At 69.3% G+C, this 14,477-nt stretch carries 12 protein-coding genes; 6 read left to right on the top strand and 6 right to left on the bottom strand.

Annotation, left to right across the window (positions count from 1 at the left end; genetic code table 11):
• Nucleotides 1-34 precede the first annotated feature (34 nt).
• The 6 genes from ACFYNS_RS29390 (at nt 35) to ACFYNS_RS29365 (ending at nt 7,532) form a co-directional block, all read left to right on the top strand.
• Entirely contained in the window at nt 35-880 is an 846-nt protein-coding gene (locus tag ACFYNS_RS29390) for a helix-turn-helix transcriptional regulator (protein ID WP_360695486.1), read from the top strand.
• A complete protein-coding gene (locus tag ACFYNS_RS29385) occupies nt 877-1,065 on the top strand; it encodes a DUF397 domain-containing protein (RefSeq protein ID WP_360695483.1) in 189 nt (62 codons plus the stop codon). Before ACFYNS_RS29390 ends, ACFYNS_RS29385 begins: the two co-directional genes overlap by 4 nt.
• 255 nt (nt 1,066-1,320) lie before the next feature.
• Complete coding sequence (locus ACFYNS_RS29380; RefSeq protein WP_388546622.1) at nt 1,321-1,515, top strand: DUF397 domain-containing protein; 195 nt, start codon at nt 1,321-1,323, stop codon at nt 1,513-1,515.
• A 633-nt stretch (nt 1,516-2,148) separates the two neighbouring features.
• The gene (locus tag ACFYNS_RS29375; RefSeq protein ID WP_388605814.1) at nt 2,149-2,712 is read left to right on the top strand and encodes a hypothetical protein; all 564 of its coding nucleotides are present in this window, start codon (nt 2,149-2,151) and stop codon (nt 2,710-2,712) included.
• Nucleotides 2,709-7,154, top strand: a complete 4,446-nt coding sequence (locus ACFYNS_RS29370) for an RHS repeat-associated core domain-containing protein (RefSeq protein ID WP_388605813.1) — start codon at nt 2,709-2,711, stop codon at nt 7,152-7,154. The genes ACFYNS_RS29375 and ACFYNS_RS29370 overlap by 4 nt, the downstream gene beginning before the upstream one ends.
• A gap of 6 nt (nt 7,155-7,160) precedes the next feature.
• Complete coding sequence (locus tag ACFYNS_RS29365; RefSeq protein WP_366774603.1) at nt 7,161-7,532, top strand: hypothetical protein; 372 nt, start codon at nt 7,161-7,163, stop codon at nt 7,530-7,532.
• A gap of 173 nt (nt 7,533-7,705) precedes the next feature.
• Here ACFYNS_RS29365 and ACFYNS_RS29360 read toward each other — a convergent pair whose 3' ends face one another.
• The 6 genes from ACFYNS_RS29360 to ACFYNS_RS29335 all read right to left on the bottom strand — a co-directional run bounded on the left by ACFYNS_RS29360 (nt 7,706) and on the right by ACFYNS_RS29335 (nt 14,204).
• Nucleotides 7,706-8,089, bottom strand: coding sequence for a hypothetical protein (locus tag ACFYNS_RS29360; protein WP_276478164.1), 384 nt, complete (start codon nt 8,087-8,089; stop codon nt 7,706-7,708).
• Between the two features lie 103 nt (nt 8,090-8,192).
• On the bottom strand, nt 8,193-9,470 hold the full coding sequence (locus ACFYNS_RS29355) for a thymidine phosphorylase (RefSeq protein WP_366774604.1): 1,278 nt from the start codon (nt 9,468-9,470) through the stop codon (nt 8,193-8,195).
• Nucleotides 9,471-9,569: 99 nt separating this feature from the next.
• The gene (locus ACFYNS_RS29350) at nt 9,570-9,992 is read right to left on the bottom strand and encodes a cytidine deaminase (RefSeq protein WP_366774605.1); all 423 of its coding nucleotides are present in this window, start codon (nt 9,990-9,992) and stop codon (nt 9,570-9,572) included.
• Nucleotides 9,993-9,994: 2 nt separating this feature from the next.
• Nucleotides 9,995-11,287 (bottom strand): ABC transporter permease, encoded by a 1,293-nt coding sequence (locus ACFYNS_RS29345; RefSeq protein ID WP_366774606.1) that lies wholly within the window; start codon nt 11,285-11,287, stop codon nt 9,995-9,997.
• Nucleotides 11,284-12,420: an ABC transporter permease gene (locus ACFYNS_RS29340; protein ID WP_366774607.1), complete on the bottom strand. Its 1,137-nt coding sequence runs from the start codon at nt 12,418-12,420 to the stop codon at nt 11,284-11,286. Before ACFYNS_RS29340 ends, ACFYNS_RS29345 begins: the two co-directional genes overlap by 4 nt.
• Entirely contained in the window at nt 12,417-14,204 is a 1,788-nt protein-coding gene (locus tag ACFYNS_RS29335; RefSeq protein ID WP_388550916.1) for an ABC transporter ATP-binding protein, read from the bottom strand. The genes ACFYNS_RS29340 and ACFYNS_RS29335 overlap by 4 nt, the downstream gene beginning before the upstream one ends.
• Nucleotides 14,205-14,477 lie beyond the last annotated feature (273 nt).

The following is a 14,477-nucleotide window of genomic DNA, read 5'->3' as shown; positions in this document are numbered from 1 at the left end:
CGGGGAAGGCACACGGCACGGAAGGCACGCGACGATGACGTCGGACCAGGACGCGACCGCACCCAGCGAACCCGAAGTCTCGGACGGACTCAAGACCTTCGGCTCGGTACTGAAGGCCCTGCGCGACGAGGCGGGCCTCACCCAGGAGGAGTTCGCCCCACGCATCCGCTACTCGACCCACTACGTCGCCAAGATCGAACAGGGCAAGCGGTTCCCTCCGGGAGACCTGCCCCAGCGGTCCGAACCGGTACTGGGCGCCCTCGCGGCCAAGGTCCTCAAAGCCGCCGCCAAGAGCCTGCGGCGCAAGGCCGGACTGGCCTCCTGGTTCCAGCAGTGGGCGGGCATCGAAGAGGAAGCGATCACCCTGTACGCCTACGAGTGCCGGGCGATCCCGGGGCTGTTGCAGCCGGAGGCGTACATCAGGGGCCTGTCCGAACGCAGGCTGCCGCCCCTCACCCCGGAGCAGATCGACTGGCAGGTGGCTGCCCGGCTGGAACGCCAGAACCTTCTGGTCGAGCGCCCCAACACCGCCTTCAGCTTCATCATCGAGCAGTACCTTCTCGAACGCGATCTGGGCGGCCCCGAGGTGACCCGCGCGGTGATCGACCACCTGCTGGAGATGGGACGCCGGATCAATGTAGAGATCCAGCTCATGCCGGTTCACCAGCCGGAGCACGCGGGGGCAGGTGGTCAGATGTACCTGGCAGAAACGCAGGCCAACGAGTGGATCGGATACATCGAAGGCCACGGCACCAGCACCCTTATCACTGACCCGAAAGCAGTCAGTACCATGCTCCAGCGCTATGGCAAGATGCGTTCACAGGCTCTCAGCCACGAAGCCTCGGTGAGCCTGCTGAAGCAGATGCGAGGAGCGCTATGAGCACCGAACTGGACTGGCACAAGAGCAGCTACAGCGACGACAGCGGCGGCAACTGCGTCGAGGTCGCTGTCGGGTCGGAGACGGTCCACGTCCGCGACTCGAAGGACACCGGGATCCGCCCCCTCGCCGTCTCGCCCAGCGCATGGGCAGCCTTCACCGCGCAGACGGCGACCACCACCCTGTGAGCTGACCACTCAGCCGTCGGCGGGGCGGAGCACCACCCGTCCGCCCCGCCACCCAGCGGTTACTCGTCGCCCGGTACCAGTTCGTCCTGCTCGGCGACGGCCTTCTTGCCCGGTTGAGCGGCCGAACAGCGCCTTCGGCTTCGTTGTCGACCAATGCCTTCTGGACCAATGCTTGGGCGGCACGGATGCCACCCGCAGCCCCTCGATCGCATCCTGGAGATGGGAAGCCGGACGAACGCGGAGATGAGGAGCGCTATGAGCACGGCCGATGACCTGTCCTGGTTCAAGAGCAGCTACAGCGACGACAGCGGCGGCAACTGCGTCGAGGTCGCTGTCGAGTCGGAGACGGTCCACGTCCGCGACTCGAAGGACACCGGGATCCGCCCCCTCGCCGTCTCGCCCACCGCATGGGCAGCCTTCACCGCACAGACGGCAACCACCGCCCTGTGAGCTGACCACTCAGCCACCGGCGGGGCGGAGCACCACCCGTCCGCCCCGCCACCGAGCGGCCACTCGCAGCCGGTACCAGTTCGCCCTGCTCGCCGGGGTCTTCATGCTCGGCTGAGCGGCCCGCCGCCCGCGCCCTTTCTTGGACCGGCCGCAACGCCATCAACTGGACTTCTGCGCACCCGTGCTGACGCAGCAACGCTTGAGGACAGCTCACTGCCGGACAGTTCATCCTGCCTCCGCACCGCCGGCACCGCCCGGGAACTGGCACCCGCCCCCGACGCCTGGCCCCCCATCTGACCGGCACCCTCACCGTCCACGACCTCCCCTGCATCCACGGCACCATGGGCCAACCGGAAGCCAGCCCAAGCAGGCAAGCTGCTGACCCCGCCGGAGTAGCGGCCCCCGCGCCCGCGGTGAATCGCCACCCCGCCTGCAGCACGGATGTGCGAACATATCTCCCGGTGTCCGTACGGTGACGCTGCGGAGGGGGAGAATCCGCAGCAGCGCGGCGAGGGCGGTCAGGGTCCCTCGCCCTCTTGTCTCCGCCCGGCTCCTCGTGCCGGAGACGGCCGAGCGGGGGAGCAGCGTCTCGGAGACGGCCGAACTCGCGGGCGGCGGGGGAAGGAAACGGGTATGTCGGGGGACGGCAAGCCGCAACACGGGCCGGGCGGCCCGAAACCGGGTGACGGCTACGCACTGGAGATCTCCTCGGTCCGCAAGGTCATGGAGCCGCTGCAGGAGTCCGTCCTCGCCGCCCACCGGATCAAGGACGACTGGAAGCCGATGGCTGCCGACATCCACCTCGCGGCCACCATCGAGATCGAGAAGCCCGCCAAGGAAGTGCTCTCCGAGTGGGGCTTCGGCATGGGCCGTCTCGCCGAGCACACGGAAGACATCCTCAAGACGCTGCAACAGGTCATCTCCGCCTACATCATGGCCGACCTGCTGCGAGTGAAGGACTTCTCCCCGACGGAAGACAACATGGCGAAACTTCCGACGGGCGACCACGGACTGCGGGCGTGGAATAACAAGGACCGGGGTGATTTCGACCCGGCACCGAAGAGCCTCCAGGAGCAGTGGGAGGACGAGCCGCAGATGCCCTCGAAGCCCCGGGTCAAGGACGGCGAAGGTACCGGGAAGGGGTGGCTCGTCGACGGCGGGGGCCCCAAGGAGGAGGGGAAACCCAAGATCGCATGACCTCGAAGGACGCGACAGAGGGCAGTTCACCGGGCAGCCCCACCGAGCGCATACCGCCGCACGCCAAGCCCGACGACGTCATACCCGGCGATCCGGACAAGGTCGATGATCTGGTCGTCAAGCTGCGTGCCTACGCGGGTGCGTTCAAGGACGGCAACGACAAACTGGCAGTCCTCTCCCGGATGGCATGGACCGGCGCGGCCTCCGAGAGTTTCACCGACGCCATCGAGGTCCTGCCGAAGGAACTGAAAAGGGCGCGCAAGCACTTCCTCTCGGCTGCTCACGCCCTCGATGCCTACGCGGACAAACTCCGCTCCGTCCATAAGCGGGTCAAGCCGATCATCACGGACGCGGACGCTGCTCGGGCGGCCTCGAAGAAGTACGTCACGCAGTCCCACGAGTACGACGCAGCCGTGGCCCGCAAGGATGAGGATGAGGACCTGCCGGACAAGCCACCGGACGAAGACCCCGGCGTCTCCGCGCTCAGTGACTGCTACCGCCGTCTGGACATCCTGGAGAAGGAGCTTCAGGGCGTCGTCGACGTCTCGAAGCGAAAGCTGGAGCAGGCAGCGGAGAAGGCCCCTGACCCGCCCAAGGGGATGGCAGGCGTCCACGAACGGGGCCAGGACTTCCTCAGCGGTGCGGCCGAGAGCATCCGCGGCATGTACAAGCAGGGCGAGTACCTCATCGAGGACGGCTACGGCGGCGCGTCCATGCAGCTCGCCGGCATGGCGGACGGCACGGTCTATGCGGCGCAGCATCCCAAGGAGTTCGCCAAGGCGGTCGTCAACTGGGAGGAGTGGCAGCGCAACCCCTCCCGCGCGGCGGGACAGCTCACCCCGGACCTGCTGATGGCACTGGCGACGGGTGGGGTCGGCAGTGCCCTGCGCAAGGGAGGTTCCGCAGCCAAAGATGCCGCGAAACGGCTGGCCAGCCGGGAGCGGGCGCTGCGGCGGGACGGCAGTGCGCGGGACCGGGCGGACGGGCCGGACCAGAGCGACGTGGGCAACGGCGAGCGGACCGGCGAGAGCGATCCGGTCGATGTGGTGAGCGGTGAGATGTTCACCTCCACGACGGATGTTGCTCTGCCCGGGGATCTGCCGGTGTTGTTGGAGCGGCATTATGTGTCGGGGCATCCGTGCGGGGGCTGGTTCGGGCCGACGTGGGCGGGGAGGCTGGATCAGCGGGTGGAGCTGGATGAGCGGGGGATCGTCTTCGTCGCGGACGACGGAATGGTGCTGAGTTATCCGGTGCCCGAGGCGGACGTGCCGGCGCTGCCGGTCAGCGGGCCCCGGTGGCCGCTGTGCTGGGACGGCAAACCGGACGGCACGATGACGATCACCGCACCGGAGCGCAACCGCACCCTGCACTTCGCCCCGCTGCCGGCCGGAGGACGCGAACTGGCACTGCGGACGATCAGCGACCGGGCCGGCAACCGCATCGACATCACCTACGACCAGACCGGCGCACCGCAGCGGGTGACCCACTCGGGCGGCTACCGGATCGCGGTGGACACCGATGCGGACCTGATGCGGATCACCGCGCTGCGCATGCTGCACGGCCCGGACCAGGAGCGCAGCACCCTCCTGGTCTCCTACCGCTACGACCCGGCCGGGAACCTCGCCGAGATCCTCAACTCCACCGGCCAACCGCTGCGCTACCGCTACGACGAGGCCCACCGCATCACCTCGTGGACGGACCGCAACGGCACCGCCTTCGGCTACGTCTACGACCACCGCGGCCGCGTCCTGCGCACCATCGGACCCGACGGCACCTTCTCGGGCCGCTTCCACTACGACCAGGCGGCCCGCACCACCCGCTACACCGACTCCCAGGGCCACCAGTCCCTCTACGTCCACAACGAGGCCCACCGCATCGTCGCCGAGACCGACACTCTCGGCCACACCACCCGCACCGAATGGGACGCGGCCAACCGCCACCCGGTGGCCGTCACCGACCCACTGGGCCGCACCACCCGCTACACCTACGACGAGGCGGGCAACCTCACCCGCATCCAGCGCCCCGACGGCAGCACCACCACCGCCCTCTACGACGACGACTGCCTCCCGCTGGAGATCCGCGACCCCAACGGCGGCCTGTGGCGGCACGCCTACGACGACCAGGGCAACCGCACCTCCACCACCGACCCGGCCGGCACCACCACCCGCTACACCTACAACCAGACCGGACACCTCACCTCCGTCACCGACCCCCTCGGCCACACCACCACCGTCACCCCCAACCCGGCCGGCCTCCCCACCGCCCTGACCGACCCCCTCGGCAACACCACCCACATCCGCCGCGGCCCCCACGGCCGCATCACCGCCCTCACCGACCCACTGGGCCACACCACCCGACACGGCTGGACCATCGAAGGCAAACCCGCCTGGCGGCAGGACCCGGACGGCAATATCGAGAAGTGGGACTGGGACGGGGAAGGGAATCTCGTCTCCCACACCGACGCCGCAGGCCACACCACGGAGTACACCCACACCCACTTCGACCTCCCCGCCACCCGCACCGACCCGGACGGCGCGAAGTACGCCTTCGCCTACGACACCGAACTGCGCCTGGTGCAGGTCACCAACCCGCAGGGCAGGACGTGGCGCTACGAGTACGACCCAGTGGGCCGCCTCGTCGCGGAGACCGACTTCAACGGGGCGACACAGACGTACGAACTGGACGCGGCAGGCGACCTCGTCGCGCAGACGAACGCGATGGGCGAGCGGCTGGCCTATGTTCGGGACCAGCTCGGACGCCCCGTCGAACAGGCCGACGAGACGACCGGCGAGGTGACGGCGTACGCGTACGACACGGCAGGTGCCCTCGTTCGTACGGCGAACGCGGCAGCGGAGGTGACGCTGGAGCGGGACGCACTCGGCCGCGTCCTGTCGGAGACCGTCAACGGCCGCACGGTCTCGTACGCGTACGACGCGGCAGGCCGCCGCACCCGTCGCACGACGCCGGCCGGGCACACTTCCACCTGGACGTACGACGCGGCGGACCGACCGCTGTGCCTCACGACCGATGGTGGCTCACTGTCCTTCACCCACGACGCGGCCGGCCGCGAAACACACCGCCAATTGACGGACACCGTGGCACTGTCCCAGTGCTGGGACGCGACCGGCGCCCTCACTCGCCAAACGGTGGAGGCGGCACACGGAGAACTCCTCCAGCACCGCGCCTACGCCTACCGCCCCGACGGCTACGTCACCGAGATCCGCGAACTGACGTCCGGCACCCGTCGCTTCGACCTCGACAAGATGGGCCGCGTAACGGGTGTCCAAGCCCACGGCTGGACAGAGAAGTACGCCTACGACACGGCAGGCAACCAGTCCCACGCGGAGGCCCCCGCCCACCCCTCCTCAGGCGAACGCAGCCACGACGGCACGCTCATCCGCCGAGCCGGCCGCACCACCTACGACCACGACGCCGTGGGCCGTCTCATCCGCAAGACCCGCAAGCTCCTCAACGGCCAGACCCGCACCTGGACCTACACCTGGAACGCCGAGAAGCACCTCATATCGGCGACCAATCCCAGCGGGGAGGAGTGGCACTACTCCTACGACCCGCTGGGCCGCCGCCTCACCAAAACCGGACCCGAAGAACGCTCCACCACCTTCACCTGGGACGGCACCCGGGTGGCGGAGCAGACAACCGAGGACGGCGCGACCACGACCTGGGACTACGAACCGGGCACCCACCGCCCCCTGGCCCAGACCACCCGCGACCCCCTCGTGCAGGACCCCACATTCCATGCGATCGTCACGGACGTGGTGGGCACGCCGACCGAACTCCTCACCCCCGAGGGCAGCCTGGCATGGCAGTCCCGCACCACCCTCTGGGGCACCGCTCTGCCCACCCCATCGGGAGCCGCGAACTGCCCCCTACGCTTCCCCGGCCAATACGCCGACCCCGAAACCGGCCTCAACTACAACTACTTCCGCTACTACGACCCCGAAACGGCACGGTACCTCACACCCGACCCACTGCAGCTTGCACCGGGCCCCAATCCAGCGGCATACGTCCACAATCCTTGCACCTGGACGGATCCGCTCGGACTGGCACCCAAATGCTTGAATCAGACGGGCAAGAAGGGCAAGGATGCGAACGAGAATTTCGTATCCGGTTCAGGCGACGGTAAACGGCTCGCAGAGCGCCTACGGAGAGAGTCTGCGGATTCCATCTTCAACGAGAGCGGATGGCTTACCCCTAAGGCCATTGCAGAATCCCGCCGAATCATCCCGGGTGACGATATCGAGAACAAGCACCTTCGCAAGCTCTTGACTTCAGACGGAAGCAATCTCAGCGACTGGGGAAAGTATGCGACAAGAGTGCACCAGTCACCCTACGGGGATTTCCAAGTCCACTATTATTATAATCCGGAGACAGGGAGATTGCTGAATCATGACTACAAAGTCGTCATGAATAGGAGGCAGTAAAACAAGATGCTCGCCCGCTTCTCGAACCCACAGACAAAAAACCCCAAGATCACACAAGGAACCGACACCCTCAAAGAAGGTAGGGAATACACAGTTCTGGAAGTGTTCGTCCCTCACGGCAAGGATCCGCTATTTCGAGTTGAATTCTCCGAAAGTGAGGATCCAGCACTCTTCGACAGCAGGGCCTTCAAAGTGACATCTTCCCATCTTCCGACAACATGGCGCTATTTTCATTTCGACACCGGATCGTTCGCCTTGCGTCCGGAGCCGTGGAGTATTCCAGGGTTCTGGGAGGCGTATTATGACCGATCCCCCTGGGCTGTCGAGGTGTATGAAGCCGAGAAGCGGAAGATCCTTGCGTCATCCCACCGAGACTGAACTCGTGAGGCCGCAAGAGTTGACGGTCATCGTCTGTGCAGCCCCTGAGTATGGAGGCCGGGATTGCGGAGACCGAGAATCCGAGGCTCCGAGCAGCACCTGATTGCAGGTCAGCATCGCCGCACGACGCTGCCTCTCCCAGACGGCGGGTCAGCATCGCCCGATACACGGGGTCAACGGGTCAGGGCGAAGCCGGCCAAGAGGACGGTGACGACCGAGGCGGCGAGGAAGAGCTGGTGGCGGGGTGGGGCCTTGAGGTGGTGGGTGGGTTCGCCTCGGCGCCAGCGGTCGAGGATCTCCCGGAACAGTGTGCGCTGCGGCAGCAGGCCGACGGTCAGGCCGATGTGGGCGCAGGCGTACATGACGAGGGCCCCGCTCAGGCCGATGTCGTTCCAACGGCAGACCGCGACCAGGAGCGCGCCGCCCACGGTCATGACCACCGGATAGGCGATGCGGAACTTCCGCAGCGGGATCCAGCTTCCCAGCAGGTAACTCGACAGGGCGAGGGATGCCGCGGCCAGCAGCCAGAGCCATTCGACCGGTATGGACGTGAGCATGGGGCCGCCCTTCTGCTGCCGCTGCGCGGCACAGCGGGGAATCGGACCCGGGCGGCGGGCTCGGGAACCGGTTCCCCGACTGATCGACTCGGTGCTGGCGAATCTAGCCGACGCGGCCCAGGATCAGCGGCGTCGGCTCGTGGGAGGTGCCGGGCGCCGCGATGTCCCAGGCGCCTTCGAGGGCGGCCTCCGCGTAGCCGAAGGCGTCCGGGGTGTCGGTGTGCAGGGTCAGCAGCGGCGCTCCGGCGGTGACGGTGTCACCGGGTCGGGCGTGGAGTTCGATGCCGGCCCCGGCCTGGACGGGGTCCTCCTTGCGGGCGCGGCCCGCGCCCAGGCGCCAGGCGGAGAGGCCGACGGCGTAGGCGTCCAGCCGGGTCAGCACTCCGGAGGCGGGGGCGGTGACGACGTGCTGCTCCCGCGCGCGCGGGAGTTCCGCGTCGGGGTCACCGCCCTGGGCGGCGATCATGCGGCGCCAGACGTCCATCGCGGAGCCGTCGGCGAGTGCGGTGGCCGGGTCAGCGTCGGGCAGTCCCGCCGCGTCGAGCATCTCGCGGGCCAGCGCGACGGTGAGTTCGACGACGTCGGCCGGGCCGCCGCCGGCCAGGACCTCGACGGACTCGCGGACCTCCAGCGCGTTCCCCGCGGTCAGGCCGAGCGGGGTGTTCATGTCGGTGAGCAGTGCGACGGTCCGCACGCCGTGGTCGGTGCCCAGTTCCACCATGGCGGTGGCCAACTCGCGGGCGTCCTCGACGTTCTTCATGAAGGCACCGGAACCGGCCTTGACGTCCAGCACCAGCGCGCCGGTGCCCTCGGCGATCTTCTTGGACATGATGGACGACGCGATCAGCGGGAGGGACTCGACGGTCGCCGTCACGTCGCGCAGGGCGTAGAGGCGCTTGTCCGCGGGCGCGAGTCCGTCGCCCGCGGCGCAGATGACGGAGCCGACCTCGTCCAGTACCCGCATCATCTCGGGGTTGGTCAGCGACGCACGCCAGCCGGGGATGGACTCCAGCTTGTCCAGGGTGCCGCCGGTGTGGCCGAGGCCGCGGCCCGAGAGCTGCGGGACGGCCGCGCCGCAGGCCGCCACCAGGGGCGCGAGCGGCAGGGTGATCTTGTCGCCCACGCCGCCGGTGGAGTGCTTGTCGGCGGTGGGGCGGGTCAGCGCGGCGAAGTCCATCCGCTCGCCGGAGGCGATCATCGCGGCGGTCCACCGGGAGATCTCGGTGCGGGTCATGCCGTTCAGATACACGGCCATCGCCAGCGCCGACATCTGTTCGTCGGCCACCGCTCCGCGCGTGTAGGCGTCGATGACCCAGTCGATCTGCTCGCCGGTCAGCTCCTGGCGGTCGCGCTTGGCGCGGATGACGGAGATGGCGTCCATGCTGTGGTTCCTCTTTCGTTCCGACGGTCTCGCTCCGACGGCCTCGTTCCGGCGGTTTCGTTCCGACGGCCGTTCCGGCGGCCCGCGCACGGGACCGGCTCAGCGGGCCAGTTGTTCGGGGCCGAATGCGTCGGCGAGCAGTTCCGAGAGGGGGCGGACCCCCGAGGGTGCCTCCACCAGGAGGGTGCCGCCGCCGTGTTCCCACAGCAGTTGGCGGCAGCGGCCGCAGGGGGCGATGACGTTCCCGTCGTCGCCGCCCACGCAGGTGAAGGCGAGGAGTCGGCCGCCGCCGGTGGCGCAGAGGTCGGAGACCAGTCCGCATTCGGCGCACAGTCCGATCCCGTAGGAGGCGTTCTCCACGTTGCAGCCGGTCACGGTGCGGCCGTCGTCCACCAGCGCCGCGGCGCCGACGGGGAAGCCGGAGTAGGGCGCGTAGGCCCGGGCCTTGGCGGCCCGGGCGCGGGCGCGCAGTTCCTGCCAGTCGATGTCGGTGCCGGGTGCGGTCGCGGCGGCCTCGTGCACGGCTATGTTCCCTCGCCTCGTCGGTACGACTTGCCGATCGCGCGTGGCGCACGGAGGCGTTGGGCCGCGAGGGAGAGCACCAGCAGCGTCGTGACGTACGGCGTCATCTCGACGAACTCCAGTGCCACGGTGTCGGTCAGCGCGTACCACAGCACGAGCAGCACGGCGATAACGAGGCTGACGGCGGCCTGGATACGGGCGCCCCGCAGGCCGGTGCGCAGCTTCCAGACGGCGAGTCCCACCAGCAGCACGGCCATCAGGAGCAGCATGGCGTGCACGGTGGTGCCGCCGCCGACGACGCGCAGCGCGTCCATGAAGCCGAACAGTCCGGCGCCCATGGCGACGCCGCCGGGCCGCCAGTTGCCGAAGATCATGGTGGCGAGGCCGATGTAGCCGCGGCCGCCGGTCTGGTTCTCCTGGTAGATGTGCACGCCGACGGCGAGGAAGGCGCCGCCGAGCCCGGCCAGCGCGCCGGAGATGGTGAGCGCCGCGTACTTGTAGAAGTAGACGTTCACGCCCAGCGACTCGGCCGCCACCGGGTTCTCGCCGCAGGAGCGCAGCCGCAGGCCGAAGGAGGAGCGCCACAGGACGAAGAAGCTGCCGACGAACAGCAGCGCGGTGAGCACCGTGAGCCAGGAGACGTCGTCGACCAGGGCGCGCAGGATGCCCGCCAGGTCGGAGACGAGGAACCAGTGGTGCTTCTCGATGCTGCCCAGTCCGTCGGCGAGACCGGGTACGGAGAAGGTGGACATGCTGTCCATGGGCGGCGACTGCTTGTCGTTGCCCCCGGCCTGGGCCGCGGCGCTGCCGGTGGCGCCGAACCACAGCTTGGCCAGGTAGCGCACCAGGCCCAGCGCGAGGATGTTGAGGGCGACACCGGAGACGATGTGGTCGACGCCGAAGGTGACGGTGGCCAGTGCGTGCAGCAGTCCGCCCAGCGCGCCGCCGACGATCCCGGCGAGGACGGCGGCCCACGGGCCGTACTGCCAGCCCATCCACCCGGCCGCGAAGGTGCCGAGCATCATCATGCCCTCGAGGCCGATGTTGATGACGCCGGCGCGTTCGGCCCACAGCCCGCCGAGACCGGCCAGTCCGATGGGGACGGCGGCGCCGAGCGCGGAGGAGAACTGCTGGCTGTTGCTGAGCTGCACGTCGCCGGTGATCACGCGGACGAGCGAGAGCAGCAGCAGCCCGCCGGCGACGAGCAGCAGGACGACCGGGTAGGAGAGCTTGCGCTTGCCGCGCGGGGGTGCGGACGCCGGGGTCTTCTTCGGCGCGGACGTGGTGGTGCTCATGCGGTGGTCCCCGCCTTCTCTGCCTGGGTGCTCTCCGTACTCGGGGCGTTCTGGGCGCTCACCTCGGCGCCGACCGCGCTCTGCTGCCTGCGCAGCACCACGCGCCGGACGATCTCGTAGGCGATCACGACGCACAGCACGATGACGCCCTGCATGACGCCGACGATCTCCTGCTCATAGCCCTCGAACTCCAGTTGGATGCCGGTGCGTTCGAGGAAGCCCCACAGCAGTGCGGCCAGCGCCATGCCGATGGGGTGGTTGCGGCCCAGCAGGGCGATGGCGATGCCGGTGAAGCCGACGCCGGTGGGGAAGTCGGTGCCGTAGCTGAAGGACTTGTTCAGCAGCGTCGGCATACCGACCAGGCCCGCGACCGCGCCGGAGAGCAGCATGCTGGTGACGACCATCCGGCGGACGCTGACCCCGCTGGCGGAGGCCGCCGACTCGCTGCGGCCCACGGCGCGCAGGTCGAAGCCGAAGCGGGTGCGGCCGAGCACGAACCAGTACGCCAGTCCGATGACGGCGGCGATGATCACCGTGCCGTAGATCGGGTCGGGCGAGGTCGGAAGGAGGAAGAACCGACCCGATTCGGGGATGGTCGGGGTGTGGAAGAGGTTGCCGTCCTTCACACCCAGCTTGTTCTCGGAGAGGAAGTAGCCGATCAGCGAACCCGCGATGGAGTTCAGCATGATCGTGGTGATGACCTCGCTGACCCCGCGGGTGGTCTTGAGCACGCCCGCGATGCCCGCCCACAGCGCGCCGACCGCCATCGCGGTGATGATGATCACCGGGATCTGCAGCACACCGGGCAGCGCCAGCGCCCCGCCGACGACCGCGGCGAAGAACGCCGCCACGCGGTACTGCCCGTCCACGCCGATGTTGAACAGGTTCATCCGGAAGCCGATGGCCACGGCGGCCGCCGACAGGTAGTACGGGATCGCCTTGTTGATGATCCAGACCTGGCTGTCGCTCTTGAAGCCGAAGTCGACCATCACATAGAAGGCGTGGAAGGGGTCCTTGCCGGTCGCCATGATGACGGCGGAGGAGAGCGCGAACGCCGCGAGCAGGGCGAGCGCGGGCGCGGCCAGCGCCTGCAGCACGGCCTGGGCGCTGAATTTGTCCTTGAGGCGGCTCACTTGTCGCCTCCCCTCTCCGGGTCGGTCGACGAGTCGGTCTGCGCGGCGTTCCGCGGCGTGTCGGCCGCGGCGTTCCGCGGGGCGTCCGCCGGGGCGCTCCCCGGCGCGTCCGCGGAGTCCGCGCCGTCGGTGTCCCGCGGCGGACGGCCGTCCTCCGGCTCGCCCGCGGTGTCCTCCTGGTGTTCCAGGTGGCCGGTGGCCGCGCCGGTCATCGCCGAGCCCAGCTCCTCCGGGGTGACGGTCGCCGGATCGGCGTCCGCCACCAGGCGGCCCCGGTACATCACCCGCAGGCAGTCCGAGAGGCCGATCAGCTCGTCCAGGTCGGCGGAGATCAGCAGGACGGCGAGGCCCTCGCGGCGGGCCGTGCGTATCTGGTCCCAGATCTGCGCCTGGGCGCCGACGTCCACGCCCCGGGTGGGGTGCGCGGCGATCAGCAGCTTGGGGTCGTGGCTCATCTCGCGGCCGACGATGAACTTCTGCTGGTTGCCGCCCGAGAGGCTGGCGGCGGTCACCTCGATGCCGGGCGTGCGCACGTCGTACTCGCCGACGATCCGCTCGGCGTCGGCCCGCGCCTGGCCCAGGGCCAGCAGTTGGGGCGCGCCGGGGATGCCGAACGCCGGTCCCTTGGAGTTGGGCTTCTCGGTGACGTGCCCGAGGATGCGGTTCTCCCACAGCGGCGCTTCCAGCAGCAGCCCGTGCCGGTGCCGGTCCTCGGGGATGTAGCCGATCCCGCTCTCCCGGCGGTGCCGGGTGGGGGCGTGCGAGATGTCCTGGCCGTCCAGGGTGATCAGCCCGTCGTCCGGGTCGCACATGCCCATGATGGCCTCGACCAGTTCGGCCTGGCCGTTGCCCTCCACGCCGGCGACGCCGAGCACCTCGCCCTTGTGGATGGTGAAGCCGATGCCGTCCAGCACGGTGCGGCGACCACCGTCGGGGTCGGCGGCCGACAGGTGGAGCCCGTCCACGTGCAGCATCGGCGTGTCGGTGACGGTCGACTCGCGGGTCTCGGCCGACGGCAGTTCGCTGCCCACCATCAGCTCCGCGAGCTGCTTGGGCGTCGTCTCCTCCGGCCGCACGGACGCGACCGTCGTCCCGCGCCGGATGACCGTGATCGCGTCGGCCACGGACAGCACCTCGCCCAGCTTGTGCGAGATGAACAGCACGGTCAGGCCCTCGGCCTTGAGCTCGCGCAGGTTGGCGAAGAGCGCGTCGACCTCCTGCGGGACCAGGACCGCGGTCGGCTCGTCGAGGATGAGGATGCGGGCGCCGCGGTAGAGGGCCTTGAGGATCTCCACGCGCTGCCGGTCGGCCACGCCCAGGTCCTCGACGAGGACGTCGGGGCGGATGCCGAGCTGGTAGGCGTCCGACAGCTCCTTGATCTTCTTGCGGGCGCGGGAGCCGATGCCGTACAGCCGCTCGGCGCCCAGCACCGTGTTCTCCAGCACCGTGAGGTTGTCGGCCAGCATGAAGTGCTGGTGCACCATCCCGATCCCGCGGGCGATGGCGTCCGCCGGGCTGTGCAGGGCGACCTCGTCGCCGTCGATGCTGATGGTGCCCTCGTCCGGCCGCTGCATGCCGTAGAGGATCTTCATCAGGGTGGACTTGCCGGCGCCGTTCTCACCCACGAGGGCGTGCACGGTGCCCCGGTCGACCCGGATGTCGATGTCGCGGTTGGCGACCACTCCCGGGAACCGCTTGGTGATGCCGCGCAGTTCGACGGCCGCCGCGGGCTCCTGACCCGCCTCGGACGGCTCGCCGCTGCTGCCGCTGGACTCGCTGGACACTTGACTGACGCGCTCCCTTGCTGGCGCTGGGGCCGGCCGATCCGCGGACCGGCGGCCACCGGCTCCGGGGCGCTGGCGCGCGCCGGGCCGGACGGCATGGTTCCGCCGTGCGGGCACGACGGCTCATGATGCGGGGACGAGTGCCGGGGGGCACTGCCTACGGGGACGAGCGCCGGGGCACTGTCCACGGGGACGAGCACCGGGGGCACCGCGTCCGGAGACGGGTGCCCGGGGCACTGCGGCCGGGACCGCCTCGACGAGGCGGACGGGGGC

The organism is Streptomyces sp. NPDC006925 (assembly GCF_042869575.1).
In the GTDB taxonomy this organism is placed as follows: Bacteria; Actinomycetota; Actinomycetes; order Streptomycetales; family Streptomycetaceae; genus Streptomyces.
This window is presented reverse-complemented; position numbering and strand designations above follow the sequence as displayed.

Coding starts and splice junctions, on each gene's coding strand:
- ACFYNS_RS29370 (WP_388605813.1), top strand. CDS start 2,709: ATGACCTCGAAGGACGCGACAGAGGGCAGTTCACCGGGCAGCCCCACC.
- ACFYNS_RS29360 (WP_276478164.1), bottom strand. CDS start 8,089: ATGCTCACGTCCATACCGGTCGAATGGCTCTGGCTGCTGGCCGCGGCA.
- ACFYNS_RS29355 (WP_366774604.1), bottom strand. CDS start 9,470: ATGGACGCCATCTCCGTCATCCGCGCCAAGCGCGACCGCCAGGAGCTG.
- ACFYNS_RS29345 (WP_366774606.1), bottom strand. CDS start 11,287: ATGAGCACCACCACGTCCGCGCCGAAGAAGACCCCGGCGTCCGCACCC.
- ACFYNS_RS29365 (WP_366774603.1), top strand. CDS start 7,161: ATGCTCGCCCGCTTCTCGAACCCACAGACAAAAAACCCCAAGATCACA.
- ACFYNS_RS29380 (WP_388546622.1), top strand. CDS start 1,321: ATGAGCACGGCCGATGACCTGTCCTGGTTCAAGAGCAGCTACAGCGAC.
- ACFYNS_RS29390 (WP_360695486.1), top strand. CDS start 35: ATGACGTCGGACCAGGACGCGACCGCACCCAGCGAACCCGAAGTCTCG.
- ACFYNS_RS29385 (WP_360695483.1), top strand. CDS start 877: ATGAGCACCGAACTGGACTGGCACAAGAGCAGCTACAGCGACGACAGC.
- ACFYNS_RS29375 (WP_388605814.1), top strand. CDS start 2,149: ATGTCGGGGGACGGCAAGCCGCAACACGGGCCGGGCGGCCCGAAACCG.